Here is a 24,777-nt window from a genome sequence, read left to right on the forward strand (position 1 = left end):
ACAGATTGCTAGCATGGCTTGTTAGCGGGAGGTTTATTATGTCGTTATAAATTATTCGCCATTTAAATAGCCTTCCATTACAATGAGGTTTATTCGCTAAAAAGACAGCGCTGTCTTTTTTTGCGGTATTTGATGATTTATTTGCTAGGAAATTACCATGACCCGTTATCTCGCGCTCGATGCTTTTAGAGGCATTACCATAGCTTTAATGATTTTAGTCAATACGCCGGGAACCTGGTCGCATGTTTATGCGCCCTTATTACATGCCGAGTGGCATGGCGCTACACCAACTGACTTAGTCTTCCCGTTTTTCTTGTTTATCATTGGTTCAGCCATGTTTTTCTCCTTTAAAAAGAGTAACTTCGCTGCCAGTACTGAGCAATTTAAACGAATTATTAAACGTGGCTTTATTATGTTTTTCATTGGCTTTATGTTAAACGTTATTCCCTTTACCGCTAATATTGAAGATTGGCGAATTATGGGTGTTTTACAACGCATAGGGTTAGCCTACGCTGTGGCCGCTTGTTTAGTACTTATACTAAAGCGCAGCGGCATATTTATCGTGTCAGCGGTGATGTTATTGGCTTACTGGGCATTACTCTTGAGTGTCGGTGAGGGCGCTTTAACCCTTGAAGGTAATATTATTCGTCAGTTTGATTTAGCCGTACTAGGTGCTAATCATATGTATACCATGCGCGGTGTTGCTTTTGAGCCAGAAGGCTTATTAAGTACTATTCCTGCCATAGTGAATATGTTGCTTGGTTTTGAATTAACACGTTATTTAACCAGTATTAAAGATAAAAAAAGCAGTGTTATTAAATTAATCCTGATTGGCGGCTTAGCGATAGGTTTCGCGGTGTTATGGAGCTTAATTCTCCCCATTAATAAGTCTTTATGGACACCTTCTTATGTTATTTATTCCACCGGCTTCGCTTGTCTATTACTGGCCGCCTTTATCTGGTTAATTGATATCATGAAGCAGGTGAAACTTGCCCAGCCGCTATTGGTTTATGGTACTAATCCCTTGTTTGTTTATGTATTGTCATTTTTAGTAGTGACAGTTTACTTAAATATTAATATAGCTGACGTCTCACTGTATGCCTGGTTATATCAGCAGCTTAGTGCGCTATTCACGCCGAAATTAGCATCATTTATTTTTGCTTTTTCACATGTGATATTTTTCTGGTATGTGTCATTAAAACTCTATCAACGCAAAATATTTATCAAGATTTAGTAATAAAGTTCCCGCGCTTAATTTCATCAATTATCATTGGAGTTAAGCGTTAAAAGGCTATCAAAAAACCTTATTTTTGCTATGCTTAGCTAATGATATCACACCATCAATCATGGCCTGAGTAAAGTGAAAATAAGGAGTTATTTAACGAGTGAATAAAGCTAAGCTTAGCCAAGATGAAAACTTGTCTTTCAAAGTTAGTCATCAATTATTGCCGCAAGAATATCAGCGTATTGACCTCTACTTCTCACTGCCAGTTGAAATGGGCATAAATCCGAGTACGCTCAATGAAGAAGAATTCTTTTACTCAAATATTAAAAACCAGAGTGCTTACTACGCGGATAAATTACACCTGCCTTTAGTGAGAAGTCGTTTTATTAGTCAAAATAAAGGTGAACAAAGCGATTATCGACTAAACCTTAATTTATATTGTTACCAGGTTAGCAAAGCACTGGATGCAGATATCAAACAAACACTCAAGTTGAAAACCGCAGAAGAATTTTATCCGGCGGCCATTGAATTGGCGGAGCAAACCCAGTTATTGACCAAAAAGTTAAGGCGTTATACCCCCTCAGATAATAAACTAATATCCTTTTTTGAAAATGCTGACAATTATTTAAGTTGGCATATAGAACAATCATTTTTAAAGCTGCTGACTTTGGGACCGAAAAGCTCAGAATTCACCCTTGAGCGAGAGTCGTTGTTAAGCTTATGTAAAGCTGAAAGTAGCTATCGTGTTGACAATAAGTACAACTCCCAAGTCACCCTTGATGACGCTAACCGTATAACCAATAAGATGCGGTTATTACAACGATTGATAGAATATGGCGTAGTCTTTCAACGGCAAACCCGTTATTTAAATGTTAACTTAAAGCGTTTAGTGCGTGGTGTCATCACGGCAGTTATCATGGCTTTTGTCATGGTACTGGTGTTAAATGCTCGTTCTAATTTTACTGAAGTTACGGTGGCTTTAGTGGCTTTTCTCGGGCTAATTTATGGTTTACGAGAAACATTTAAAGAAGATTTAACCAGTTTGATTTGGCGAAAAATCCAAAAAGGCCGGCCCAAGTGGCAAAATATGTTTACCCACAGTGTCACTAAAAAGCGAATATTGAGTCAAATTCTCTGGCTAGAATACATAAGTAGTAAAGATTTACCTAAATCGGTTAACGCCTTATTTCAGCAGCGTAGACAGCAAAACAAACAAGCAGCACAGCTATTACATTTTCGCTGTGACAATAAAGTGATGGCGAAAGAGTTTTTACCGGGTTATGGCGAGATCCAACTACAGACTTTTTTTAATTTAACGCCTTTTGTGCGTTTCTTAAAAAAAGGCGCTGGACGTTTATATACCCTAGATGGGCAAAAGATTTCTAGCCAAGGGGTAGAGCGGCGTTATCAAATAAATCTAATTTTACGGCATTTATCCCAAGGTGAAGAATCACTACAGCGTTTTAAAATCACTTTAAATCGCTCAGAAATTGTCAATATTGAGCTCATTGAATAAAGAAATATTACCCTAGGTACAGCTATTTATAGTCTGCTACTGCATGCAAATGAGCCTAAGTTAGTTATTGCTTGCATTTATTGCTTGTTTTCCCTACTATACGCCTCCTTAATTCAGCCTGAACTTTTGTTCCTTGCCTCAACTGGTGTTGGCTGAGCCAGACTATGAGGCTACAACCGTAAGGAGCTCGTAATGCGTCATTACGAAATCATATTTATGGTTCACCCTGATCAGAGTGAACAAGTGCCTGGTATGATCCAGCGCTACACAGACTTGATCAATGCTGCTGAAGGCAAAATCCATCGTCTAGAAGACTGGGGCCGTCGTCAATTAGCATACCCAATCAATAAATTACACAAAGCACACTATGTTCTTATGAACATTGAAGTGCCACAGTCAGTTATTGATGAACTAGAAACAGCTTTCCGTTATAACGAGATTGTTATTCGTAACATGATCATGCGTACTAAAGACGCGGTAACTGTAGCATCGCCAATGGCTGCTGCTAAAGATGACCGTCGTGACGATCGTCGTGATGACCGTCGTGATGTTAAGAAAGAAGTTACTACTGCGCCTGTTGAAGCTAAAACTGAAAACTCTGCACCAGAGAAAACAGAAGAAGCTGCTAGCGAATAAGTAATCTGTGATGCTCTCGCAAGATTCTTTGCAAGGTTCCATACAAGAGAATTGCCTGGTGTTGAGTGGTACGGTGGTGAAAGCCCCGAAACAGTCAACCAGCCCAGCCGGTATTGTTCATAGTCAGTTTTCTATAGACCATAAGTCTATACAAAATGAAGCTGGTTTGAATCGACAAGCATTTGTCAGAATACAAGTTGTTGCTACAGGTGAATTATCACACTTAATACGTGAATTAGTTGCTGGACAAAATGTAAAAGTGAGTGGTTTTATTAACCGTCACGAATCTAGAAATGGTAACCCACTTTTAGTGTTACATGCTCAGCAAATACAAATGATTAATTTAGACTGATTTTCTTCTACTCTTTTTAAAGAGTAGATTAAGAGAATTAAGTCAGGAGAATATTATGTCTCGTTTTTTTAGACGTCGTAAGTTTTGCCGCTTCACAGCGGAAGGCGCAACCTCTATCGATTATAAAGATGTTGCAACCTTAAAAAATTATATCACTGAAAGTGGTAAAATTGTTCCTAGCCGTATCACTGGTACTGCTGCTAAATATCAGCGTCAATTAACTCGTGCGATTAAACGCGCTCGTTACTTGTCTTTGTTACCATACACTGACTTACACAAGTAAGCTTAAAGGGGTTTATTATGGAAGTAATTCTTCTAGACAAAATCGCCAAATTAGGCGGCCTTGGTGACAAGGTATCTGTTAAATCAGGTTATGCACGTAACTACTTATTACCACAAGGTAAAGCAGTATTTGCATCAGCAGCTAACGTTGAGCACTTTGAAGCTCGTCGTGCTGACATCGAAGCTAAGTTAGCTGACGTTTTAGCCGCAGCGACAGCTCGTGCAGCTAAAATTGTTGAGTTAGCTGAAGTTACTATCGCATCAAAATCTGGTGACGAAGGTAAATTATTCGGTTCTATTGGTACTCGTGATATCGCTGATGCGATCACTGAAGCTGGCGTTGAAGTTACTAAAGCTGAAGTACGTTTACCATTAGGTGCTATCCGCGAAACAGGTGAATTCGAAATCGTTATTCACTTACACACTGATGTTGATACTAGCATCAAAGTTGTAGTTATCGCTGAAGCATAATTTGTAGGAGCGACTTTAGTCGCGCGAAACAGGCATTAGCTTAGTTTCAACTGCAAAAATAAAAACACCGCACCCTCCTTGAGGTTGCGGTGTTTTTTTATGGCTATTTTTTAACTCACTAGTGCGGTAAATAAATGCTAGTAGCGAAGATAGTGTTTACTTTGGCAAATATGAACTGCTCTACCTATAGAGAGCGAATTGCCCAGGGAAAATCAACAAGAGCAAGGCGCTTGAATCAGGAGTAAGAGCTGAGTAATAGTTCGCTATTATTCTTGTTATACTAAGTGAAAATAACGAAGCTATTCTGAGTTTTAACCAGTAATTTTACCAAGCAGACCCAGCTTGGATATAGAACACCGTATCCTCAGGCCCTTGAGCGATATCTATGCCCATATTAAAGCCATAACGACGGGCAACAAGGTATCTAAAGCCTGCGCCTTTACTGACTCTACTAGGGCTTGCTGAAAAATCTGAAAATTTATTGGTTGCTTTACCTATGCCGGCAAAGGCATTAACTTCCCAACGGAAATTTATTTTATAGATTAACTCTAGTTCAGACATAGCCACAGATTGCCCTTGATAGCGAGCCATAGGGATACCGCGCATACTAATGCTTGGCGTGGCATAGGGTGGTAGGAAACCATCGCTATTGGCGTAATTTGCTTCTACCCTAAACGCCGTACGCCACTGCTTAGATAGCTTGAAGTAATGCAAGGCGGTAAGCTCAGTTAAATGATAATCGACATCTGAGCCTAGAGCTTTATCAAACCAGAGGTAATTAAGTTCATACTTCAAGCCATCGGTTGGCGAAAAGAAATTATCTCTTGAGTCATACTCTAGGGTAAAACCTGCACCTGAGGTGGTGATGTTTTTTGTTAATACGTTAGTTAATGCTTCTTGCCACTCGGGCAGAAAGTTACCAACTAAGTCGTTGATATTACTTGGTGAAATTTGAGCATCAATATAACGATGAGTAGGGCCTAAATAAAAGTTGCTATCCGCAAGTTTAAATTTTACTGTTTGCATAATAACGCTGGCTTGCGTTTTTATTTCCAAGGGTTTATTAGGGATAATGTCACCAAAACCGTAAAAATCAATGTTCATATCACCGTAGCCACCGGCGCCCATATAGCGAATTCTCCCCTGGTTAAAAAAGCCAAGGTGACCACCACCAATCAAATACGAATCGTTACCGGTATAGGCAGCAAACGCTACGGAGACGCTGGGTGGTAGTAAACTCTTAGCCGCTTTATCATTGCTTTCATCTTGCATGGTTTTTAACCGCGCTGCTTGCTCTTCTTCAGATTCATGAAAAAATAAGCCCATCATCCCTAAGCCACCTTCTACAGCTGGATCGGTAATAATAATCGGTACAGGTAAAAAACCATAAGCATTTTCTGACAGGTAACGTGAAGCATCGAACTGGCCATCTAACTGATCGGTAAATATTCCGGAGGATGCCAGCACATTGGTCGATAAAAGGGACATCAAAATAGATGCGGCGATTTTTTTAAATAGGGTCATGCTTTACTCTTTGAAAATACTTGCTGAAAACGTAGCCAAGATGTTGAAATATGTATTCATATTGTAACAATTTTCCATTAGAAGCACATGATTAGCAAGGATGATTATAACGTCAGTTGTATATTTATCTGTTAACCATTGATGTGCGGCATTATTTACCGTGCGCTGATGTTGCAGTGGGAACAGCTCTACCATATTACTCTGCGTTTGTGCAAACGGATAAATACTGACTAGCTCCTCTTTAATAAGGTGATGCCTTGGCAAAAAAAGTAAGGTAATTACGCATATCATCAGTCTACTGATAATAATGTTTTGCTACTAGGCTTATAAATATAATGTCATAAGTTACAGAATTGTTTAAAATTGTTGTTAATTCGCACCTTATACATTTACCAGCTAAAGTCTTTTATGAAAAATATAATACTAATAAAATTACTGCCTTTATGTCTGTGGTCATTTAGCTTGTTGGGTCATGCCAATGATGAAGCAAGCAATACGAATGAAAAAGACATCGCTGTTGCAGCAAATAAAGTAAGTAAGCCGTCAGAAACAAAGGGAGAGTCTGCTTATTTTGATCGCCTATCGACTCAAAAGAAGGCTGAATTTGATCCCTATATTATGACCCCCCATAAAATGACTTATCTTTTACCGCTAAGTGTTTCAAATAATATGAATAGGCAAGCTTACGATGGTATAGGGCAGTGGGGTGAAGACATTCAAAGTATTGAAGCTAAATTTCAATTTAGCTTCAAGATCCCTTTAACGCGAACCGCCATTTTTACCGAAGGTGATAGCCTAGAGTTTGGCTTTACCTTGCAATCTTGGTGGCAACTTTATAACCAAGAGTTATCACGACCATTTAGAGAAACCAATTATCAACCTGAATTGTTTTATACCGCACCGTTAACTTGGCAACCGCTTGGCGGCCAAACTAATATGGTGGTGGGTTTTGAGCATCAATCTAATGGTCGTACACAAATGTTATCGCGTAGTTGGAACCGTTTGTACTATATCTTTACCTTTGCTAAAGATAATTATGCGCTGTCTTTGCGTCCATGGTGGAAAATCCCTGAAGGCAATAAAGAGACAACACCTACAGAATCAGGTAATGATAATATCGATATTACTGATTATATGGGGCACTTTGATCTAACTGTCCTGTATAAATGGGACAGCTTGGAGTTTTCTTTTGTTGGCCGCCGAAATTTTAAAGAACAAAAGGGTGGTTTTGAGGTAGGAATGACCTTCCCACTTTCAGGTAAGTTGAAAGGATATTTACAATTTACTAATGGCTATGGTGAAAGCTTAATTGACTATAATCATGCACAGAAAACGTTTGGTATTGGTATCGCCTTAACCGAAATATTATAAACTGGGCTAGCTCAATAGGTAGGATTGAGCTGAAACTCGCCTGTTGAAGGTTCATGGGTATAGACTATTAAATAAAGGCTGTTACTGATTTGAGTAACAGCCTTTTCTTTGCGCTAAGGTTGCTTATCTAAGTTGCTCAGCTAAGACGTTAAAGTCGGTAACTGAGGGGAAGTCTTTAATGATACTTGCTGCTTTTTTACTGTCGGGATTAGCAACGGCTAACAAATGTTTAATGCCATATTGCTGAGCAGATTTAAGTATTTCTACACTATCATCAATAAATAGCGTTTTATCACAATCAAAGCCATGTTTGTCTTGCAGACGTTGCCACAGTAATTGTGACTCTTTGCTGACGCCAAATTCATGGGTAGAGTATAGGGCATCAAAATATTGGTCTAACTGGGTACGTTCAATTTTTAAGGATAATGCTTCAGGGTGAGCATTGGTCACCAAAACAACGTCTCTGCCACTGGCTCTCAGTGCTAATAAAAAATCTCTGGCATCACTGCGTAAATGAATTAAGTGTTGAATTTCGCGTTTGAGTTCTTTAATCGGCATTTGGGTTTGTTCAGACCAGTAATCTAGGCAATACCATTCAATAGTACCGACAACCGCTAAGTAATCAGCTTTTAGCTTAGCTTTTGCTGCCTCTATCGATATCGACATTTTTTCACTGTAACGTAAAGGTAGGTGTTCTAGCCAAAAATGATTATCAAAGTGTAAATCTAAAATGGTGCCATCCATATCAATTAACACGGTAGAAATTTGTGACCAATTAATGTTTGCCATATTGGCCATTCCTCAAAATAAATATCAGTGCAATAAATATTAGCATTTTGCTATTCCAAAAGTATTGTTTATCGTGTCATTATAGTGATATCTAATGAACAAAAATAACTAAAGTAGCTAGCTTTATGGCTGATAAAAATCAATTACCTACCATCACTCATCGCCAACAAGTGGCTAAAAGTAACTTATTCGCTATTGAGCAAATAGATCTCACTTTTAGTAATGGTGAAAAAAGGCAATATGAGCGTATGATTGGCTCTGGTCGTGGCGCTGTAATGATAGTACCTATGCTTGATGATGAGACCTTATTACTGGTTCGTGAATACTGTGCCGGCACCCACAGTTATTTATTAGGCTTCCCGAAAGGCCTTATTGATCAAGGTGAGCTGCCTCAGCAGGCTGCCAATAGAGAACTACAAGAAGAAATTGGTTACGGCAGTGAGCAATTATATCAGGTTAGTGAATTAATGATGGCACCGGCATTTTTTAACGCAAAAATGACCATTTTTTTAGCTAAGCAACTTTATAGTGCCGAGCTTGAAGGTGATGAGCCAGAACCATTAGAAGTGGTATCTTGGCCGATTAAAGACTATAAAGAACTGTTACAACAACCTGATTTTACCGAAGCACGCAGTATTGCAGCATTAATGTTAGTACGAGATTTTCTTGAAAATTAACTTTCAATGAATTGATAGTTATCAGGTACTAAAGCAACGATGAACGGGGTATAACGATGAGCCAAGATAAATTATTAAATATTGCTTTAGAGAGTGCAAAAAAAGCTGGCGTAGAAGTAATGAAATATTATCGTCAAGGCAACTATACCGAAGAAACAAAAGCTGACGAAAGCCCAGTTACCAGTGCTGATATTGCCGCCAATGATATTTTAATGGACCAGCTTAAGACACTGACCCCTGATATTCCTATTATTTCAGAAGAAGTAGGAGCCGTGCCATTTAGCGAACGGAAAAATTGGTCACGATATTGGTTACTCGACCCGATAGATGGTACCGGTGAATTTATTATTGGTAGTGGCGACTTTGCTGTCAATATTGCGCTGGTGGAAAATGGCTGGCCAACAATGGGTGTTATTCACGCCCCGGATCACTGCCTGACTTATTATGGCCAAAAAAACCTTGGTGCTTTTAAAGACAATTGCCAAGCAAGTCATGCCATTAAAGTGGCTGACTATGAAGAAAATCGCCGTATTAAAGTTGCGATTAGTCGTCGTCAACAGCTAGAGCCTATAAAGCAATATTTAAATGATGACTATGATTTTGATTATATTGCTTTAGGCAGTTGTTCATTAAAAAATTGCCTTATCGCGGAAGGTGGGGCTGACTGCTATATACGTATTGGTGTTACGGGTGAGTGGGACACTGGCGCAAGCCAATGTATTCTAGAGCAAGCGGGTGGTGATATTTTAGATAGTGAGTTTAATCCGCTTAGTTACAATAAGCGAGAAAGTTTACTTAACCCAGATTTTATTAGTTTAGGCGCCAGAGACTTTACCTGGAAAAAAATTATTAAAGCGCATAGAAAAGTATATGAATAACAAGCAGCTAATCAAACTAAGGCTAATTCTAATTTATACTAAGTGATGCAGCGCTAAAATACAGTTAAAATGAAGTAGTTCGTTTTGCCTAAGATTTATGCTAAATTAGCGTTCTTAGTCGAAGTCAGCTGAGTGCTAACTTCCGATACTATCATCATAGAGGCCATTTTGTTTTAGCTATGTTATCAAACGTATTAAAAACACATACATCTCGCCATCAAGCAGGGCGCCGTCCTTGCTTCTTTAAAAGTATCGATCAGATCTAAATCTTTGGTAGATAGCCACTGCTGTCAGCCAAAATATCACAGTGTTATTTTTCCTGACCATTTTGCTATCTGCTATTTTTTCAGCTATTAATTTTACCTGTATCAATACCTTTACCCGTAAGGTTAATAGCTGGAGTTATCAACCTTGAATATTCAATTAATCTTATTTAATTAATACTACTTAATTAAAACTACTACATAATTAAGAGGACAAACCATGGCAGCGCAAGTAACCGCACTTTTTAATGAGATTTGGCAACAGTATCTTAGTGTGACACCGTCAGCAAAAAGCATTCACCAATTATTAGGTAAAGGTAAGGATGTCATCAATGATCATGTTGCTTATCGTACTTTTAATCACCCTAAAATTAACTTACAGCAATTAGCGAAAGGCCTACTGAAACTCGGTTATACCGAATGTGGTCAATATGATTTCTCAGCAAAAAAATTAACAGCAAAACATTTTGAACATCCTGACAGTACTATGCCTAAGGTCTTTATTAGTGAGCTACGCGTAGAAGAATTCTCTAGTGAAGTACAAGAGATTATCACTGGCTTAATCGATCAATTACCCGAAGATGTTAGTGACCGTGCTGACTTTCTTTATTCAGGTCGTCTTTGGGAAATTAGCTCAAAAGACTATGCAACCTTGTTAGATGTTAGTGAGTATGCCGCGTGGTTAGCCGCTTGGGGTTATCGTGCCAATCACTTTACTGTCAGCATAAACCACCTAGCTAACTACCAAGATATTGAAACAGTAAACGCTACCCTTAAAGACGCTGGTTATGCACTTAATACTAATGGTGGTGAAATTAAGGGTGATAAAGAAGTGATGTTAGAGCAATCATCGACTCTTGCTGATAAGGCGCCAGTGAAGTTTACCGATAAAACTATGGAAATTCCAAGTTGTTTCTATGAATTTGCTAAACGTTATCCAATGGCTAATGGTGAGTTGTATACAGGTTTTGTTGCCGCCTCGGCAGATAAAATTTTTGATAGCACCAATGCTAAAGGCTAGTTAAAACTGGACCTGCGGAGTTATTAACAACAGCCGTAAGAATCAAAAACTAAAAAGCCAGTGCTAAGTCACTGGCTTTTTTGCTAATTATTTGTAATTTATCTTTTTCAATAAAAATAGTGTCACGCCATTGCAGCTTTTCACTATTGTTAAGCCAAGCAGGATTAGTAATTAACACCAGATGAATAGTGTTATTCTCTTAGTAGCGTTCGATGCGTTTTGATCACGGTAACACTAATGTCTAATTCATCAGCAATTTCGGTAATGATATCTTTGATGATGCCGTCATCGAGTTGCTCTGCTCTTTCAATAGCATAGGGTGCCAGCATCATGCTCACCGTAGCCAATAATTAATTTAGTTTTATTGTCAGCAAAGCCAGCGTTGAGCTGAAGGCGGAAAAAGCATAACCAGCTTAACTATTCTAAATATCATCATAAAGTCGATACTTCCTCTAAGCTAATTAAGGCTTTACTCAGTATAGATGAGCGAGTTAAATACTGGTTAACTTGAACGTAAATTAGCCTTCTTCTTCCATCCCTGCTGTGAATTGCTCACTGGGCAATATATTGACACTTTCATGAAGCTCTGAATAAACTAACACCGCATTACCTTGTGCAAGCTGCTTTTTTACTTGCTCAATCTTTGCTTGCTGGCTAACATCTTCAGCACCATATTCAGTTCCTTCACGTAAAATGAAGTCTTCAATAATAGCAACTAAGGTTTCGTTTGATAGTTGTTCTAAGGGGATAATCATAAAGGGGTCTTTAGGCTTTTTAATAATGAAGTGCTATTGTAGCGCTGAATTTTCACTATTGCTCGATACTAATTTATTAAAGAGTATGGTTTTACCATTTTTATCCGTTTTTATCCATTTTTATTAGTGATCTTAGTGATGCTTTAACACTTGGTAACAGCACGGCATTTTGTTCTTGTTCGCTCGTTTTAGTGGTGGTGGCAGCAAACTTGGTATGTCCAATAGGTGAGCGTATAACACTATGCTTTAATTAACGTATCGTTGCAGTGGTGAAGTAAAATTGGACACTGTTTCACTAGATTAATTTATTAAAGAGTATGCCTTTACGTTCTTCTTCATTTTTCTTAGTGATGCTTTAACACTTGGTAACAGCACGGCATTTTGTTCTTGTTCGCTCGTTTTAGTGGTGGTGGCAGCAAACTTGGTATGTCCAATAGGTGAGCGTATAACACTATGCTTTAATTAACGTATCGTTGCAGTGGTGAAGTAAAATTGGACACTGTTTCACTAGATTAATTTATTAAAGAGTATGCCTTTACGTTCTTCTTCATTTTTATTAGTGATCTTAGTGATGCTTTAACACTTGGTAACAGCACGGCATTTTGTTCTTGTTCGCTCGTTTTAGTGGTGGTGGCAGAAAACTTGGTATGTTCAATAGGTGAGCCGTATAACACTATGCTTTAATTAACGTATCGTTGCAGTGGCAAGTAAAATTGGACACTGTTTCACTAGATTAATTTATTAAAGAGTATGCCTTTACGTTCTTCTTCATTTTTCTTAGTGATGATGGCACTTTGTAACAGCACGGCATTTTGTTCTTGTTCGCTCGTTTTAGTGGTGGTGGCAGCAAACTTGGTATGTCCAATAGGTGAGCGTATAACACTATGCTTTAATTAACGTATCGTTGCAGTGGTGAAGTAAAATTGGACACTGTTTCACTAGATTAATTTATTAAAGAGTATGCCTTTACGTTCTTCTTCATTTTTATTAGTGATCTTAGTGATGCTTTAACACTTGGTAACAGCACGGCATTTTGTTCTTGTTCGCTCGTTTTAGTGGTGGTGGCAGCAAACTTGGTATGTCCAATAGGTGAGCGTATAACACTATGCTTTAATTAACGTATCGTTGCAGTGGCAAGTAAAATTGGACGCTGTTTCACTAGATTAATTTATTAAAGAGTATGCCTTTACGTTCTTCTTCATTTTTATTAGTGATCTTAGTGATGCTTTAACACTTGGTAACAGCACGGCATTTTGTTCTTGTTCGCTCGTTTTAGTGGTGGTGGCAGAAAACTTGGTATGTTCAATAGGTGAGCCGTATAACACTATGCTTTAATTAACGTATCGTTGCAGTGGCAAGTAAAATTGGACGCTGTTTCACTAGATTAATTTATTAAAGAGTATGCCTTTACGTTCTTCTTCATTTTTATTAGTGATCTTAGTGATGCTTTAACACTTGGTAACAGCACGGCATTTTGTTCTTGTTCGCTCGTTTTAGTGGTGGTGGCAGAAAACTTGGTATGTTCAATAGGTGAGCCGTATAACACTATGCTTTAATTAACGTATCGTTGCAGTGGCAAGTAAAATTGGACACTGTTTCACTAGATTAATTTATTAAAGAGTATGCCTTTACGTTCTTCTTCATTTTTATTAGTGATCTTAGTGATGCTTTAACACTTGGTAACAGCACGGCATTTTGTTCTTGTTCGCTCGTTTTAGTGGTGGTGGCAGAAAACTTGGTATGTTCAATAGGTGAGCCGTATAACACTATGCTTTAATTAACGTATCGTTGCAGTGGCAAGTAAAATTGGACGCTGTTTCACTAGATTAATTTATTAAAGAGTATGCCTTTACGTTCTTCTTCATTTTTATTAGTGATCTTAGTGATGCTTTAACACTTGGTAACAGCACGGCATTTTGTTCTTGTTCGCTCGTTTTAGTGGTGGTGGCAGAAAACTTGGTATGTCCAATAGGTGAGCGTATAACACTATGCTTTAATTAACGTATCGTTGCAGTGGCAAGTAAAATTGGACACTGTTTCACTAGATTAATTTATTAAAGAGTATGCCTTTACGTTCTTCTTCATTTTTCTTAGTGATGATGGCACTTTGTAACAGCACGGCATTTTGTTCTTGTTCGCTCGTTACCGCGGCAAAGTCGGTATCTTCAATTTGAGAGCGTGCAGCACTAACATTGATAATAGTGGTTTGGTAGGTGGCTACTTGACGAGCCAAAGCATTAGTTGCTGCACCTAAAGCACTAGCACTTTCATTGACCAGTTGTGAGGTGTCTTGAATAATTGTTTGTGTGGTTGAAGGGTCGCTAGCATCGAGACCACTGATAAAATTATCCTGCCCTAATACCTCACTAGCAAGGGTATTTATTTGCTCGGTAATTTGGTCTAATTCAGCCTGTATGGCATCACCAGCGTAAAGGGGGTTACCTGATTGAATAGATAACTCTTGTGCACGCAATAAGCCATCATTAATCGCTGACAAAGCGCCAGCTGCAATATTATTAATATTGGCTTGGTCTTGGGCGTTAAAGCTCAGTTGTTGATTTTGATTAATTTGACTAGTAAGCCGACTGGCAATTTGTAAACCAGCGGCATCATCAGCGGCTTTATTAATGCGTTTTCCCGAGGCGAGTTTTTCCGCTTGCTCTTCTCTTTGTTGATTGAGCTTATCAATAAAGCTTAAATTGGCTGATGATTGATTTACCGACAACATAACTACACCTCAACAAGCTAAACTTGAATCTTACTAACAAGTAGTATAGCAAGAGAGAGCTATTTAGCTTATGTCAGCAGACTACTAACCTAGTTAATATAATCATTAGATTAGCGATCTTTACTATCCTCTTGAATATGCGTAATAAAGTAATAAATATAATAACCAGAAATAGCGAGAAGAATAGCTAAACCACCTAAAGCGAACATCACTACAGGATCGTTAGCTAACATTGATAATAAGTTCATATTGAGCTCCATAATTTACTAAGTAATTCGTGATGTACCTAGTGTAATTAATTTGCCCAATCACTAAACTGATTTAGATCAATAGTAGCGCTGCTTTTCTGCCATTTTTTCTTGCAGTGCTAGTTGGTCTCTTATTTTCTTATAAATTTGATTAGCCTTTTCCAAGCTCTCTATAATTTCAAGTCTAGATAAATCTCGTTCATCCATTATTCGGCTTTTTTCAGCATTTGGATAACCATTCCATGATGCCATGGTATTCCAGACAAAAGACATCGGCGTGCTTTTTTCTACGCCTTTTCCTTCACTATAAAGTAGGGCTAAATTATATTGAGCAAGGGCATAGTTTTGATTGGCGGAATTTTGATACCAACGTGAGGCTTTAAAGTCATCTTGTTTTATGCCGGTACCATTGGCATAGGCAACGCCTAAGTTAAACTGTGCACTCGCTAAACCTTTTTTTGCTGCTTTATGGGTCAATTCAAAATATTTCTTCAGGTCTTTTTTAACGAGCTTTCCTTCGCTATAAAGTAAGGCCAACTCAAATTGTGCATCGGGATAGTTTTGTGCAGCAGCAAGCTGAAATAACTCAAGAGCTTTCATGCCATCTTTAGGCACAGAGTAACCGAATTGATAGATCAAGGCCATTTGATATTGAGCGGGTGCATAGCCTTCGTTTACTAGTGGACGAAATTGGCTAATAGCAGCTTGGAATTTACCACGATTAAACTCATAAATACCTTGCTCAAGATCATTGCCTTGACTAAAGGTAGAGAAGCTAGCGAGTAAGATCATTGCAGAAAGTATTTTTTTTACGCTAAAGTGTATTTTGAGCATTGCACTGGCTTTAGGGAACATAATTTTCCTTGGTCGGCATTATTATTATGAATAAGTGTAGCTTAGAACTTATGTGACTTACATTAAAGAACTGTTTCTTCCCATAATTTTTTGCCGTTATGGCTATAATTCACCTTTTATCACCGTTTCGGAAATTATTAATGCTGGGATTATTGTCAGGCGCTACACTCTATTTAACGAATTATTGGCGATAGGGAAGTGCTCTTCGCTTAAGAGCACTTTAGCTATATTTTAATTGTTCGCGGTTAATTTGTCACTGACATCATTTCTTCAATCTGCTCAGCAACTTCAAGCCACTCCATTTCATTATCTTCAATATCGTTTTTCAAACGCGCTTGTTTTTTCAGTAAGTCGGTCAATTCAACTTTGCGTTCTGCTTGGTAAATATCACTATCACTTAATAACGCTTCAACTTTTGTTAACTCTTCTTGCCAATGATGAATACTTTTCTCTAATTTATCCGCTTCTTTACGCAAAGGCGCCGATTTTTTGCGTAGCTCAGCTTGTTGCTGGCGAAGTTGTTTTTTGTCTAAGCCTTTATCACTGCTTTGTTGACTACTTTTTATCGATTTCATGGCTTGTTTTTTATCATCATTAAGCCATTGCTGATAATCATCAATATCACCGCTAAAATCACTGACTTGGCCGTTAGCAACAAGATAAAATTCATCAACACAGGATTCTAATAAAAATCTATCATGGGCAATTAATATAATGGCGCCCTCAAAGTCCTGTAATGCCATGACTAAGGCTTGACGCATTTCTAGATCTAAATGGTTGGTTGGCTCATCTAATAATAATAACTGCGGTTTTTCTAACACGATTAATGCTAGTACTAAACGTGCTTTTTCACCGCCAGACATATTGCTCACGGGAGCAAGCGCTTGGTCGCCGCTAAAGCCAAATTTACCTAAAAAGGTACGCGCCTGTGGCTCACCTAAGCTTGGTTTAGCACGCAGGATATGATCAACTGGACTCGATGCTATATGCAATTGCTCTAATTGGTGCTGAGAAAAATAACCAATTTTTAGCTCTTGTGCACAATATCGCTCGCCGCTAAGTAAAGCAATATCTCCGGCGAGTGATTTGATCAGGGTTGATTTACCCGCGCCATTTCGCCCTAATAAACCAATGCGACTGCCCGGCACTAAGGTTAAGCTAACACTGTCTAAAATGATTTTTTGTTCACTCTGGTCAGACTTAGGGTAACCACACTGACTGTCTTTAAGGGATAATAGTGGGTAGGGCAAACTTTCTGGTTGTTCAAAGCTGAAGGTAAATTGGCTATCAACATGAGCTGGTGCTAAATCTGGTAATTTCTCTAAGCGCTTTAATCGGCTTTGTGCTTGTTTTGCTTTACTGGCTTTAGCACGAAAACGATCAACAAAAGCGGTCAGATGGGCGGCTTCTTTTTGCTGTTTTTGATATTGTGCGTCTTGTTGTGCTAAATGTTCGCGGCGTTGGCGTTCAAAAGAGGTATAGTTACCGTTGTATAATTTAGCCTGCTGGTGCTCAATATGGAGTATTTGACCAATCACTGTATCAAGAAAGTCTCGGTCATGTGAAATCAGCACCAGTGTACCGGTAAAACGCTTTAACCAACGTTGTAGCCAAATAACCGCATCTAGATCTAGATGGTTAGTCGGTTCATCGAGTAATAACAAATCAGCACGAGAGATTAGCGCTTGCGCTAAGTTTAAGCGCATGCGCCAACCACCCGAAAAATCTTTCACTGGGTTAGCGAGTTGCGATTGTAAAAAACCTAAACCATGTAATAACTCACCCGCACGGGCAGGTAAGCTGTAGCCGTTAATGGTATCAATTTTATTAATAATGGTGGCTTCAAGGTTACCGTTATCATCTATGCGTGCTTGCTCAAGTTCGCGCTCTAACTGACGAAATTCTTTATCACCATCCATGACATAATCAAGGGCACTTTGCGCTAAAGACGGCGTTTCTTGTTTTACGGTCGCTATATCCCAACTTGCCGGCATAGATAAATCACCAGCGTCGGGCGTTAACTCACCCAAGAGTGCGGCGAAAAGAGAAGATTTTCCACAACCATTACTGCCTACTAAGCCTACTTTATGGTTAGGGTGAATAGTAAAGCTAGATGATTTAATTAGGTTTTTAGCCCCTCTATCTAAACTTAGGTCTGTGGCTATAATCAATGGTAATTCCTCGATAAAATGGCATAGCGTTGCTGGGAAAAGACAAGCTAAAAAAATGCCTGTGCATTGTCGCTGTTCCTATGACCATAATTCAAGGTAAAATAGCGATAATTCTGGATTTAGTGTAATAAATAGTAGGTAAAAATGAGCAACCCCCTAAAAAAGAGATTTATCGCCGGCGCAGTTTGTCCAAAATGTAAAGCTATGGATACCCTGGCACTAACCAAAGAAAATAACGTAGAAAAAGTGACCTGCGTTAGTTGTGGTGAGCAAATGGTACAAACTGAAGCTCATGTTGAAAAGGTTATTCGTGCAAATGAACAAGTGATTGGTGTGTTTAAGCCTTAATTCTTGTCGGTGTGAGTGGGGTCAGATCAACGTGAAGTACTCATTAAAGTTGATCTGACCCCAATTAATTACTCCTTTAAAACCAGTTCAATATGTTGCTCTAATTGACTTATCGTAATAGCTAACGGTACTTGTAAAATATCTGTTGTTTTTTTTTGTGGCGGCTGCCCTAGCATAAAATCAACTACCATGGCATTTAAGCCTTTACATTGTATGACATCTTCGTTTTTGATAGTAATCATTTTATCAGCGGAACTCAGAGGGAAATATAATGATACATCGCAAGACTCTGCAGATAATAATCTGATATCTATGTTGCCACCTAATATTTCTTGTTGCCAGCTTAAGGTTATCGAGCCATCGTCATTCATTAAAAAACCATCAAGTTGATCTAATACAATAGGTTTAGCTAATGTTAAGGTAAAACTATCTTCTAAAATTCCGTTTCGTTTAAACTCAAATTGCCAAATATTATCCGCTAACGCTATATCAAAGTCTGCTAAGTTTTCTCTATGTACACCAGCAGAAAAAGTACAACATAAAAAGATAGATTTTAAAAGCCCCAGCTGTTGATAATTGACCCCCTTCATAACTTGGCCATCCGGCGTAATTAAATTAAATTGGTCATTTGCAGATAATTTAATATCGTTATAATTGTTTGCTGTAATACCTACTGAGCCTGCGATGCCTAAATCAGCGCCTGAGCTGCCAAAGCTAGCACTGGTGGTTAGCAAACCACTATACTGAAAATCACTACTGTTTACAGCTTCACTTTTTTCGGTTTCATTACATGCTGTTAGCAGTATTAGTAAGAGAACTAAGAATGATTTTTTCATTTGTAAATCTTCCTTATTGGACTAACAAAGTGAATGGGTAAGTAACCATGCGATGCTCTAAATGCTGAGCATAAGCATCACCGCGATATATATATTTATCAAAACTACCATTTTTCCCTGCAAAGGCAGAATCAGTGGTAACAAAAACATGGCGACCCTTATTTACGGTGCGAGTTTCTTTTTTAACACTGAGCAGCGCCTGATTTCCAGACCTAATGCTATCACTGATATTTTTGTACATAGTCACATAACTACCATTGCGTGCTTCTCTAGGGGTTGAATACAACCGAGAATGTGGACCATTTGATAGATACCATTTTATGTCGAGCTTTAAATCATTCTCGACTCTGCCAGTATACACTTCGGGAATAGGACTTAAATCACTTTTCCCATATGAAATCGCAGTGCTGCGTGTTGGGTTAAAGAAAATAGCTAAATCTTTAAAACGCTTGCGTAATGCAATGTTTTGCGGGCTGCCTTCATCCAGTTGTTTGAAAGTGTAAGAGTCAAAAATATCATTAATTGACTTTAAACGGCGACGGTTATCCCGACAGTCTCTTCTTTTTCGGCTATTCCAGAAATATAAGACAGTACAGCTTCTAAGTTTCTTTGCTTCTGTTTCAATTTTATTAGCAAAGGCTCTAACATCTTGTGGTATATGCACACCATAAAAAGGCGAGTCTATGGCAACAAAATCACTGACGTTATGTACTTTACCTTTGTTTTCCATATACATAATGGCGAGTTTACCCACAATACCGCCCATTGAGTGACCAACAACCCTAACTTCAGCGCTTGTTTTGGCAAGTTTTTCTAATAACGTTGCTAATGCCCAAGCATTTGATTCTATGCCAGAGTCTTGTTTGGCATAACGAAATAACACTAAATCATAGCCCGCATTGTAAATACTGGTCTCTGCATTAAGTTTAGGGCTGTTGAGAATAAAACGATCAAAGGTCTCTTTTTCATTGGCAACCTTGTTTAGAGTAAAACCATCGGTAAAATCGCCACCATAACCTTGCACAAATACAATCGGTTTATTGAGCCTTTTATCTTTACCATAACGTACAGAGACATAACCAGAGGTTGAAACAATCGTTCTTTGTCGCCATTCAACACAGCGAGATCCTGGCGCAGCTTTAGGTTCAATAAATTGTGTTTGTTTGGCTAAAAAATCAGCGGTAGAGGTTACTTGATGCGCGAGGCCTGTTGATTCTACTTTTACGGCTAAAGTGCTTTCAATAGTAGTGTCATCAGAGGCGGACAAATATGGGTGTTCTGGGTGTGATTTTATATGTTGCCCGTCCCACCGCACACAATAACTTTCAGTACGTGTTGCTTGTGTGGTAAAGCTGGTATCGGGTAGTTTTTTATAACCACTGGCTAAATATTTTGAAGGCAGTGGTCGTGGTCGTGTTGGTGGTCTTGGGCAGCCATCAGTAACATATTTTGTTTCGCTATTAGCCTTATCTGTCGTTGTTGAATCTTGGTTATAACTTGCTTGAATTGAATCACAGCGATAAGGCTGCGTTATTTCGCTATCAGTTAAATTAAGTTCGTGTTTTAAAGTCGCTTCAAACTGTATAAAGTCAGTATTTTTGGCCACGGCACTTACACTTGTTAACATGCTTGTTAAAAGTAATAACTGAAGATTAAGCTTGTTTGTCCATTTGTCCATTTGTCCATTTTATGATATTCCGTATCATTAATTAAATCATAGGATTACATTTTATTAACAATAAGGGAAGGGGTTATTTTTAGTCAGTGGCTCGATTAAAAGAGGGTAACTAGAGTTTATTAGGGATAATTAAAGTAAGAAACTAGTAAAGCTAATGATGAAACAAGATGGTACAAACTGAAGCACAAGTTGAGAAAGTTATTCGTGCAAATGAACAAGTGATTGGTGTGTTTAAGCCATAGGCTCTTTGATAAGATTAATGGCTAAAGTGACTGAAAGAATAATTTGCTGTCATCCTCGAAGTGTCTGGTCGAGGATCCATGGTGGTAGGCTTTATTTATGACTAGATTCCCGACAAGACGACTCGGGAATGACGGCTGAAGCTTAATAATGCGGTGGTGGTGGTTCAACATCGTCTGTATCACCCGATGAGCTACCGGTATCTTTAAGGCGATTAGCCACTAGTTGAATTTGCTGTTTAAGCTCTGCAATCTCATGCTGATGGGCAGCGAGTTCTTCACTTAACTGGTCAATAACATCATCTTGAAAAACATTGCGTGACTCTAGGGCGTCAACACGCTCTTCGAGTTGCTGGACATAGTTAGTGTTCGGGTTGTTAGCGCTTAGGGTTATTTCGGCATTGGCCATGATTCAACATATCCTGAGGAACTTATCGTTAATAGGTTGTTATTATCGCCAAATGCGACACTATACACAACCGCCCCGGTAGGTCTTTTTGCTTCTTTTGGTGTAACAAACCAATACGCAAGGCGTTTGCCGGTAGCAATATCCCAAACACTGACCTTCCTGCTGGCTGCACCTGTGATCATAGTTTTACCATCGGGTGAAAAACGCACGGTACTAAACACCTCATGGCGTTTTGTCCCTTGTAAGGTACTAATACGTTTACCTGTTTTTAAGTCCCATATATAAGCAGACTTCATACTGTCGGCGCTAAAGGCGTAACGTGCCTGTGCATCTAATGCTACTTTTGATACGCGAGAGCTGTGATTAAATTGATAAACCACTTGTCCTGATTGAGTATCCCATACATAGGCGATAAAATCGTTACCTCCAGACATAGCCACACGGCCGTTGGGCAGCATATCTACGGTATTAACTTTTTCTTTATGGCCAAGAAACTCTAAGCGCCTGCCGGTATCAACGGCGACATGCACGACAGTACCGTTGCTTTTACCAATCAGTAAGTAATCACCGCCATTACTGATAGCAATATCTCTAATGTTTGATTCACGTACTTGCCAGTACCCCTCTGACTTGCCATTTTTCAAGTTCCACAAGGCAAAGTTTTTTCTATTGGCGGTGAGAACATGACTTGAATTGTCACTGATATCGATGGTAAGTACTAAATTATCACTACTATTTTGCTCTTGTGCCCAGTTATAAATGCGCTCATTTTTGGTTAAATCCCAAACACTCAAGCCATGGTGAATGGAAGAAATAACCGAGAATTTGGCATCTTTAGAAATATTGCCAGCATAGGCGCCTTCAACAGACTGCTGCCAACGCTCTATTGGCGCTTGCGTTAATGGCTTACAAGCCATGAGTGTAGTCATTAAGATGACAGGAAAAATCCAATTACATTTTAACAATATATTAATACTTTTTTATTTGCGCATTTATCGTTAGTATAAGGTCTTTTTTATAATTGTTTAGTGTTATCTTATAAATTTTAAAAGTTAAATTTTAACGGTAACATCACAATTTTTAGTTTGTAAATTGGGGAATTCTCCAATTGTCTTGTATAAATGGAGATATAAATGAAATTATTTAAGCCTACCCTAGTAGCCTTAGCGTTAGTGGCCATTGTTGGTTGTAACGAAAAAGTGGTTGAAGTAGTAAAAGCACCAGTATTAGATACTGAAGTGCAAAAACAAGCTTACGGTTTGGGTGCTTCCATTGGTATGTACATGCAACGTAACTTAGCAGAGCATGACAAATTAGGTTTAACTTTAGACAAAGAGCTTATTGTCCGTGGTTTTACTGACAGCATTGACGGTAAAGCTGTTATTGAAAAAGAAGAAATTCAAGCCTTACTGATGAACCTTGATGCTAGCATGAAAGAAAAGCAACAAGCGGCGAGTATTGCCGAGTCTGAAGCTAGTTTAGCGGCAGGTGCTAAGTTTCTTGCCGATAACGCTAAAAAAGAAGGCGTAATAGTAACTGAATCAGGTATTCAATACGTAGTATTAACTGCTGGCGAAGGTGAAAAACCTGCGGCAACAGATACGGTAAAAGTTCACTATAAAGGCACCTTCTTAAACGGTGAAACGTTTGATAGTTCATACGACCGTGGCCAACCCGCTGTATTCCCACTTAACCGTGTCATTAAAGGTTGGACTGAAGGTGTACAATTAATGACGGTTGGCGCTAAGTTTAAATTTACTATTCCATCAGATTTAGCATACGGCCCTAACGGTAATCCACCAAATATTCCGGGTAACTCAGTGTTAGAATTTGAAATTGAATTATTAGAAATTCAAAAAGATGAACCAACACCAAAAACAGATGGTCACGACCACGCTGCTCACTAGTTAAGGTTAGTGTGGGCTAAGCTTGCTTAGCTATTCACCGACTTACTAGTAAAAAAATATAAAACCATCAGTAATGCTTTACTGGTGGTTTTTTTGTTTAGAGTTACATTATATTTTAGTTTTATCGCTTGGCTTTCCATAACAGCTCGCGATAAAATACTTACATGAAAAAACTTCTTATCATTGGCTATGTTTGGCCTGAGCCTAACTCTTCTGCGGCAGGTCGCCGTATGATGCAGTTAATCCACTTCTTCCATGGGCAAAGCTACCACATTACCTTTGCCAGCCCTGCGCAACAAACAGATCATATGGTTGATTTAAGTGCCTTAAATATTGCCATTGAAAACATCAGTCTCAATTGCACCAGCTTTGATGACTTTATTACCAAGCTACAGCCTGATACGGTAATGTTTGACCGGTTTATGATGGAAGAGCAATTTGGCTGGCGTGTTAGTGAATTTTGCCCACAAGCGCTACGAATCCTAGATACCGAAGATCTGTTTTGTTTACGGAATGGCCGCCATCAAGCTTATAAACAAAAACGTGACCTCAGCGATGAAGATTTACTTACTAGTGAGCTAGCTAAACGTGAAGTGGCATCGATATTTCGTTCTGATATCAGCTTAATGATCTCAAGTGTGGAAGTGGCGTTATTACAACGCTTATTTAAAGTCGATGCCAGCTTAATTCACTACTGTCCCTTTATGTTAAGTGAGGCGCAGTTAAGCCAAGAAAATCCAAGTTATGACCAGCGAAAAGATTTTATGGTGATAGGTAACTTTCGTCATGCGCCCAATTGGGATGCAGTATTATGGTTAAAACAGCAAATATGGCCGCTAATACGTAAACAGTTACCCAATGCCAAGTTAAATGTTTATGGCGCGTATCCACCGGCAAAAGCAACTGACTTGCATGATGAAAAGTCAGGGTTTTTGGTTAAAGGCTGGGTTGATGATGCGGTACTTGCTATGCAAAGTGCCAAAGTGTGTTTAGCACCGCTACGTTTTGGCGCTGGTATTAAGGGTAAACTTGCCGAAGCTATGTATTGTGCGACGCCTTCAGTGACCACAGATATTGGCGCCGAGAGCATGCAAACCGATCTGCATTGGCCTGGTGCGATAGCCAATGAGCCACAAGCCATTGCTGATGCAGCGGTAAAACTTTACCAAAATGAGCTTGCTTGGCAAAGTGCCAGTGACTTAGGGCAGAAAAATGCCCAGTTAATGTATCAACAAGAGACTATATTAGCCGAGCTAGCGGATCGTTTTACGCAACTAGAGGCTAATCTTAGTTCACACCGGCAAACGAACTTTATCGGTAGCATGCTTAACCATCATCACCATAAAAGTACGCAATATATGGCGCAGTGGATTGATGTAAAAACCCAGCTAAAGGTTTTTACGGAAAGCGATAGCTGAAGGGATAAAGGAGAAGGTTCAAGTGGGAGAGTGGCTAGCTTTTAGTTAAGCAACTAGCCGAACTTACGCCACTCTGCATGTTACTTAGGCCAGGTTTAGTTTTATCACGGATAAGAATGGAAAAAAAACAAGGTAAGATAATAGATTCCCGACAAGTGAACTCGGCAATGACACCTAGTT

26 protein-coding genes are annotated in these 24,777 nt (G+C 38.9%); 13 read left to right on the forward strand and 13 right to left on the reverse strand.

What is annotated here, in order from left to right; translation table 11 throughout:
• Nucleotides 1–157: 157 nt before the first annotated feature.
• The 6 genes from CMT41_RS01750 (at nucleotide 158) to rplI (ending at nucleotide 4,482) form a co-directional block, all read left to right on the forward strand.
• On the forward strand, nucleotides 158–1,234 hold the full coding sequence (locus tag CMT41_RS01750) for an acyltransferase family protein (protein WP_058026176.1): 1,077 nt from the start codon (nucleotides 158–160) through the stop codon (nucleotides 1,232–1,234).
• A gap of 151 nt (nucleotides 1,235–1,385) precedes the next feature.
• Nucleotides 1,386–2,741 (forward strand): hypothetical protein, encoded by a 1,356-nt coding sequence (locus tag CMT41_RS01755; RefSeq protein ID WP_057179442.1) that lies wholly within the window; start codon nucleotides 1,386–1,388, stop codon nucleotides 2,739–2,741.
• A gap of 192 nt (nucleotides 2,742–2,933) precedes the next feature.
• The gene (gene rpsF, locus CMT41_RS01760) at nucleotides 2,934–3,377 is read left to right on the forward strand and encodes a 30S ribosomal protein S6 (RefSeq protein ID WP_057179443.1); all 444 of its coding nucleotides are present in this window, start codon (nucleotides 2,934–2,936) and stop codon (nucleotides 3,375–3,377) included.
• A gap of 10 nt (nucleotides 3,378–3,387) precedes the next feature.
• Nucleotides 3,388–3,729 carry a primosomal replication protein N gene (priB, locus tag CMT41_RS01765; RefSeq protein ID WP_057179444.1) on the forward strand — a complete coding sequence of 114 codons (342 nt, stop codon included), beginning with the start codon at nucleotides 3,388–3,390 and terminating at the stop codon, nucleotides 3,727–3,729.
• Nucleotides 3,730–3,784: 55 nt separating this feature from the next.
• Nucleotides 3,785–4,012: a 30S ribosomal protein S18 gene (rpsR, locus tag CMT41_RS01770; protein ID WP_019029522.1), complete on the forward strand. Its 228-nt coding sequence runs from the start codon at nucleotides 3,785–3,787 to the stop codon at nucleotides 4,010–4,012.
• 17 nt (nucleotides 4,013–4,029) lie between these two features.
• Nucleotides 4,030–4,482, forward strand: coding sequence for a 50S ribosomal protein L9 (gene rplI / locus CMT41_RS01775; protein ID WP_057179445.1), 453 nt, complete (start codon nucleotides 4,030–4,032; stop codon nucleotides 4,480–4,482).
• 324 nt (nucleotides 4,483–4,806) lie between these two features.
• Here the strand turns inward: rplI and CMT41_RS01780 are convergent, their stop codons facing one another.
• Complete coding sequence (locus CMT41_RS01780; RefSeq protein WP_058026177.1) at nucleotides 4,807–6,006, reverse strand: BamA/TamA family outer membrane protein; 1,200 nt, start codon at nucleotides 6,004–6,006, stop codon at nucleotides 4,807–4,809.
• Nucleotides 6,007–6,414: 408 nt separating this feature from the next.
• Between CMT41_RS01780 and CMT41_RS01790 the strand changes: the two genes are divergently transcribed.
• A complete protein-coding gene (locus tag CMT41_RS01790) occupies nucleotides 6,415–7,377 on the forward strand; it encodes a phospholipase A (RefSeq protein WP_058026179.1) in 963 nt (320 codons plus the stop codon).
• Nucleotides 7,378–7,500: 123 nt separating this feature from the next.
• On the opposite strand, the gene yrfG is transcribed toward CMT41_RS01790, so the two are convergent.
• Nucleotides 7,501–8,166 (reverse strand): GMP/IMP nucleotidase, encoded by a 666-nt coding sequence (gene yrfG, locus CMT41_RS01795; RefSeq protein WP_057179448.1) that lies wholly within the window; start codon nucleotides 8,164–8,166, stop codon nucleotides 7,501–7,503.
• 125 nt (nucleotides 8,167–8,291) lie between these two features.
• Here yrfG and nudE point away from each other — a divergent pair, with 125 nt between their 5' ends.
• The 3 genes from nudE to CMT41_RS01810 all read left to right on the forward strand — a co-directional run bounded on the left by nudE (nucleotide 8,292) and on the right by CMT41_RS01810 (nucleotide 11,005).
• A complete protein-coding gene (gene nudE / locus CMT41_RS01800) occupies nucleotides 8,292–8,843 on the forward strand; it encodes an ADP compounds hydrolase NudE (RefSeq protein WP_057179449.1) in 552 nt (183 codons plus the stop codon).
• A 56-nt stretch (nucleotides 8,844–8,899) separates the two neighbouring features.
• Nucleotides 8,900–9,721 (forward strand): 3'(2'),5'-bisphosphate nucleotidase CysQ, encoded by an 822-nt coding sequence (gene cysQ, locus CMT41_RS01805; protein WP_057179450.1) that lies wholly within the window; start codon nucleotides 8,900–8,902, stop codon nucleotides 9,719–9,721.
• Between the two features lie 483 nt (nucleotides 9,722–10,204).
• On the forward strand, nucleotides 10,205–11,005 hold the full coding sequence (locus tag CMT41_RS01810) for a DUF1338 domain-containing protein (protein ID WP_057179451.1): 801 nt from the start codon (nucleotides 10,205–10,207) through the stop codon (nucleotides 11,003–11,005).
• A gap of 49 nt (nucleotides 11,006–11,054) precedes the next feature.
• On the opposite strand, the gene CMT41_RS19670 is transcribed toward CMT41_RS01810, so the two are convergent.
• From CMT41_RS19670 to CMT41_RS01830, 7 genes are all read right to left on the reverse strand, one after another.
• Entirely contained in the window at nucleotides 11,055–11,183 is a 129-nt protein-coding gene (locus tag CMT41_RS19670) for a hypothetical protein (protein ID WP_257721031.1), read from the reverse strand.
• A gap of 13 nt (nucleotides 11,184–11,196) precedes the next feature.
• On the reverse strand, nucleotides 11,197–11,337 hold the full coding sequence (locus CMT41_RS18910) for a hypothetical protein (protein ID WP_157466244.1): 141 nt from the start codon (nucleotides 11,335–11,337) through the stop codon (nucleotides 11,197–11,199).
• 186 nt (nucleotides 11,338–11,523) lie between these two features.
• Nucleotides 11,524–11,760, reverse strand: a complete 237-nt coding sequence (locus tag CMT41_RS01815) for a YheU family protein (protein WP_057179452.1) — start codon at nucleotides 11,758–11,760, stop codon at nucleotides 11,524–11,526.
• A 2,041-nt stretch (nucleotides 11,761–13,801) separates the two neighbouring features.
• Nucleotides 13,802–14,488 carry a flagellin gene (locus CMT41_RS01820; protein ID WP_058026180.1) on the reverse strand — a complete coding sequence of 229 codons (687 nt, stop codon included), beginning with the start codon at nucleotides 14,486–14,488 and terminating at the stop codon, nucleotides 13,802–13,804.
• A 110-nt stretch (nucleotides 14,489–14,598) separates the two neighbouring features.
• Complete coding sequence (locus tag CMT41_RS19310) at nucleotides 14,599–14,736, reverse strand: hypothetical protein (RefSeq protein ID WP_197410238.1); 138 nt, start codon at nucleotides 14,734–14,736, stop codon at nucleotides 14,599–14,601.
• Nucleotides 14,737–14,814: 78 nt separating this feature from the next.
• A complete protein-coding gene (locus tag CMT41_RS01825) occupies nucleotides 14,815–15,591 on the reverse strand; it encodes a tetratricopeptide repeat protein (RefSeq protein ID WP_058026181.1) in 777 nt (258 codons plus the stop codon).
• Nucleotides 15,592–15,836: 245 nt separating this feature from the next.
• Entirely contained in the window at nucleotides 15,837–17,762 is a 1,926-nt protein-coding gene (locus CMT41_RS01830) for an ATP-binding cassette domain-containing protein (RefSeq protein ID WP_058026182.1), read from the reverse strand.
• A 144-nt stretch (nucleotides 17,763–17,906) separates the two neighbouring features.
• On the opposite strand from CMT41_RS01830, the gene CMT41_RS01835 reads away from it, so the two are divergent.
• Nucleotides 17,907–18,110, forward strand: a complete 204-nt coding sequence (locus tag CMT41_RS01835; protein WP_058026183.1) for a YheV family putative zinc ribbon protein — start codon at nucleotides 17,907–17,909, stop codon at nucleotides 18,108–18,110.
• 68 nt (nucleotides 18,111–18,178) lie between these two features.
• On the opposite strand, the gene CMT41_RS01840 is transcribed toward CMT41_RS01835, so the two are convergent.
• The 4 genes from CMT41_RS01840 to CMT41_RS01855 all read right to left on the reverse strand — a co-directional run bounded on the left by CMT41_RS01840 (nucleotide 18,179) and on the right by CMT41_RS01855 (nucleotide 22,189).
• Entirely contained in the window at nucleotides 18,179–18,946 is a 768-nt protein-coding gene (locus CMT41_RS01840) for a hypothetical protein (RefSeq protein WP_058026184.1), read from the reverse strand.
• 13 nt (nucleotides 18,947–18,959) lie between these two features.
• Nucleotides 18,960–20,573: an esterase/lipase family protein gene (locus tag CMT41_RS01845; protein WP_232299995.1), complete on the reverse strand. Its 1,614-nt coding sequence runs from the start codon at nucleotides 20,571–20,573 to the stop codon at nucleotides 18,960–18,962.
• 435 nt (nucleotides 20,574–21,008) lie between these two features.
• Nucleotides 21,009–21,272, reverse strand: coding sequence for a SlyX family protein (locus CMT41_RS01850; RefSeq protein WP_058026186.1), 264 nt, complete (start codon nucleotides 21,270–21,272; stop codon nucleotides 21,009–21,011).
• Nucleotides 21,254–22,189 (reverse strand): WD40 repeat domain-containing protein, encoded by a 936-nt coding sequence (locus CMT41_RS01855; protein WP_232299996.1) that lies wholly within the window; start codon nucleotides 22,187–22,189, stop codon nucleotides 21,254–21,256. The genes CMT41_RS01850 and CMT41_RS01855 overlap by 19 nt, the downstream gene beginning before the upstream one ends.
• 216 nt (nucleotides 22,190–22,405) lie before the next feature.
• Here CMT41_RS01855 and CMT41_RS01860 point away from each other — a divergent pair, with 216 nt between their 5' ends.
• Together CMT41_RS01860 and CMT41_RS01865 are read left to right on the forward strand one after the other, a co-directional pair.
• The gene (locus CMT41_RS01860) at nucleotides 22,406–23,179 is read left to right on the forward strand and encodes an FKBP-type peptidyl-prolyl cis-trans isomerase (protein WP_057179468.1); all 774 of its coding nucleotides are present in this window, start codon (nucleotides 22,406–22,408) and stop codon (nucleotides 23,177–23,179) included.
• Between the two features lie 164 nt (nucleotides 23,180–23,343).
• The gene (locus CMT41_RS01865) at nucleotides 23,344–24,597 is read left to right on the forward strand and encodes a glycosyltransferase (protein WP_058026187.1); all 1,254 of its coding nucleotides are present in this window, start codon (nucleotides 23,344–23,346) and stop codon (nucleotides 24,595–24,597) included.
• Nucleotides 24,598–24,777: the final 180 nt, after the last annotated feature.

Source organism: Colwellia sp. MT41, assembly GCF_001444365.1.
GTDB lineage: Bacteria > Pseudomonadota > Gammaproteobacteria > Enterobacterales > Alteromonadaceae > Colwellia > Colwellia marinimaniae.

Coding starts and splice junctions, on each gene's coding strand:
- CMT41_RS01750 (WP_058026176.1), top strand. CDS start 158: ATGACCCGTTATCTCGCGCTCGATGCTTTTAGAGGCATTACCATAGCT.
- rpsF (WP_057179443.1), top strand. CDS start 2,934: ATGCGTCATTACGAAATCATATTTATGGTTCACCCTGATCAGAGTGAA.
- priB (WP_057179444.1), top strand. CDS start 3,388: ATGCTCTCGCAAGATTCTTTGCAAGGTTCCATACAAGAGAATTGCCTG.
- rpsR (WP_019029522.1), top strand. CDS start 3,785: ATGTCTCGTTTTTTTAGACGTCGTAAGTTTTGCCGCTTCACAGCGGAA.
- rplI (WP_057179445.1), top strand. CDS start 4,030: ATGGAAGTAATTCTTCTAGACAAAATCGCCAAATTAGGCGGCCTTGGT.
- CMT41_RS01780 (WP_058026177.1), bottom strand. CDS start 6,006: ATGACCCTATTTAAAAAAATCGCCGCATCTATTTTGATGTCCCTTTTA.
- CMT41_RS01790 (WP_058026179.1), top strand. CDS start 6,415: ATGAAAAATATAATACTAATAAAATTACTGCCTTTATGTCTGTGGTCA.
- yrfG (WP_057179448.1), bottom strand. CDS start 8,166: ATGGCAAACATTAATTGGTCACAAATTTCTACCGTGTTAATTGATATG.
- nudE (WP_057179449.1), top strand. CDS start 8,292: ATGGCTGATAAAAATCAATTACCTACCATCACTCATCGCCAACAAGTG.
- cysQ (WP_057179450.1), top strand. CDS start 8,900: ATGAGCCAAGATAAATTATTAAATATTGCTTTAGAGAGTGCAAAAAAA.
- CMT41_RS01810 (WP_057179451.1), top strand. CDS start 10,205: ATGGCAGCGCAAGTAACCGCACTTTTTAATGAGATTTGGCAACAGTAT.
- CMT41_RS18910 (WP_157466244.1), bottom strand. CDS start 11,337: ATGATGCTGGCACCCTATGCTATTGAAAGAGCAGAGCAACTCGATGAC.
- CMT41_RS01815 (WP_057179452.1), bottom strand. CDS start 11,760: ATGATTATCCCCTTAGAACAACTATCAAACGAAACCTTAGTTGCTATT.
- CMT41_RS01820 (WP_058026180.1), bottom strand. CDS start 14,488: ATGTTGTCGGTAAATCAATCATCAGCCAATTTAAGCTTTATTGATAAG.
- CMT41_RS19310 (WP_197410238.1), bottom strand. CDS start 14,736: ATGAACTTATTATCAATGTTAGCTAACGATCCTGTAGTGATGTTCGCT.
- CMT41_RS01825 (WP_058026181.1), bottom strand. CDS start 15,591: ATGTTCCCTAAAGCCAGTGCAATGCTCAAAATACACTTTAGCGTAAAA.
- CMT41_RS01835 (WP_058026183.1), top strand. CDS start 17,907: ATGAGCAACCCCCTAAAAAAGAGATTTATCGCCGGCGCAGTTTGTCCA.
- CMT41_RS01840 (WP_058026184.1), bottom strand. CDS start 18,946: ATGAAAAAATCATTCTTAGTTCTCTTACTAATACTGCTAACAGCATGT.
- CMT41_RS01845 (WP_232299995.1), bottom strand. CDS start 20,573: ATGTTAACAAGTGTAAGTGCCGTGGCCAAAAATACTGACTTTATACAG.
- CMT41_RS01850 (WP_058026186.1), bottom strand. CDS start 21,272: ATGGCCAATGCCGAAATAACCCTAAGCGCTAACAACCCGAACACTAAC.
- CMT41_RS01855 (WP_232299996.1), bottom strand. CDS start 22,189: ATGGCTTGTAAGCCATTAACGCAAGCGCCAATAGAGCGTTGGCAGCAG.
- CMT41_RS01860 (WP_057179468.1), top strand. CDS start 22,406: ATGAAATTATTTAAGCCTACCCTAGTAGCCTTAGCGTTAGTGGCCATT.
- CMT41_RS01865 (WP_058026187.1), top strand. CDS start 23,344: ATGAAAAAACTTCTTATCATTGGCTATGTTTGGCCTGAGCCTAACTCT.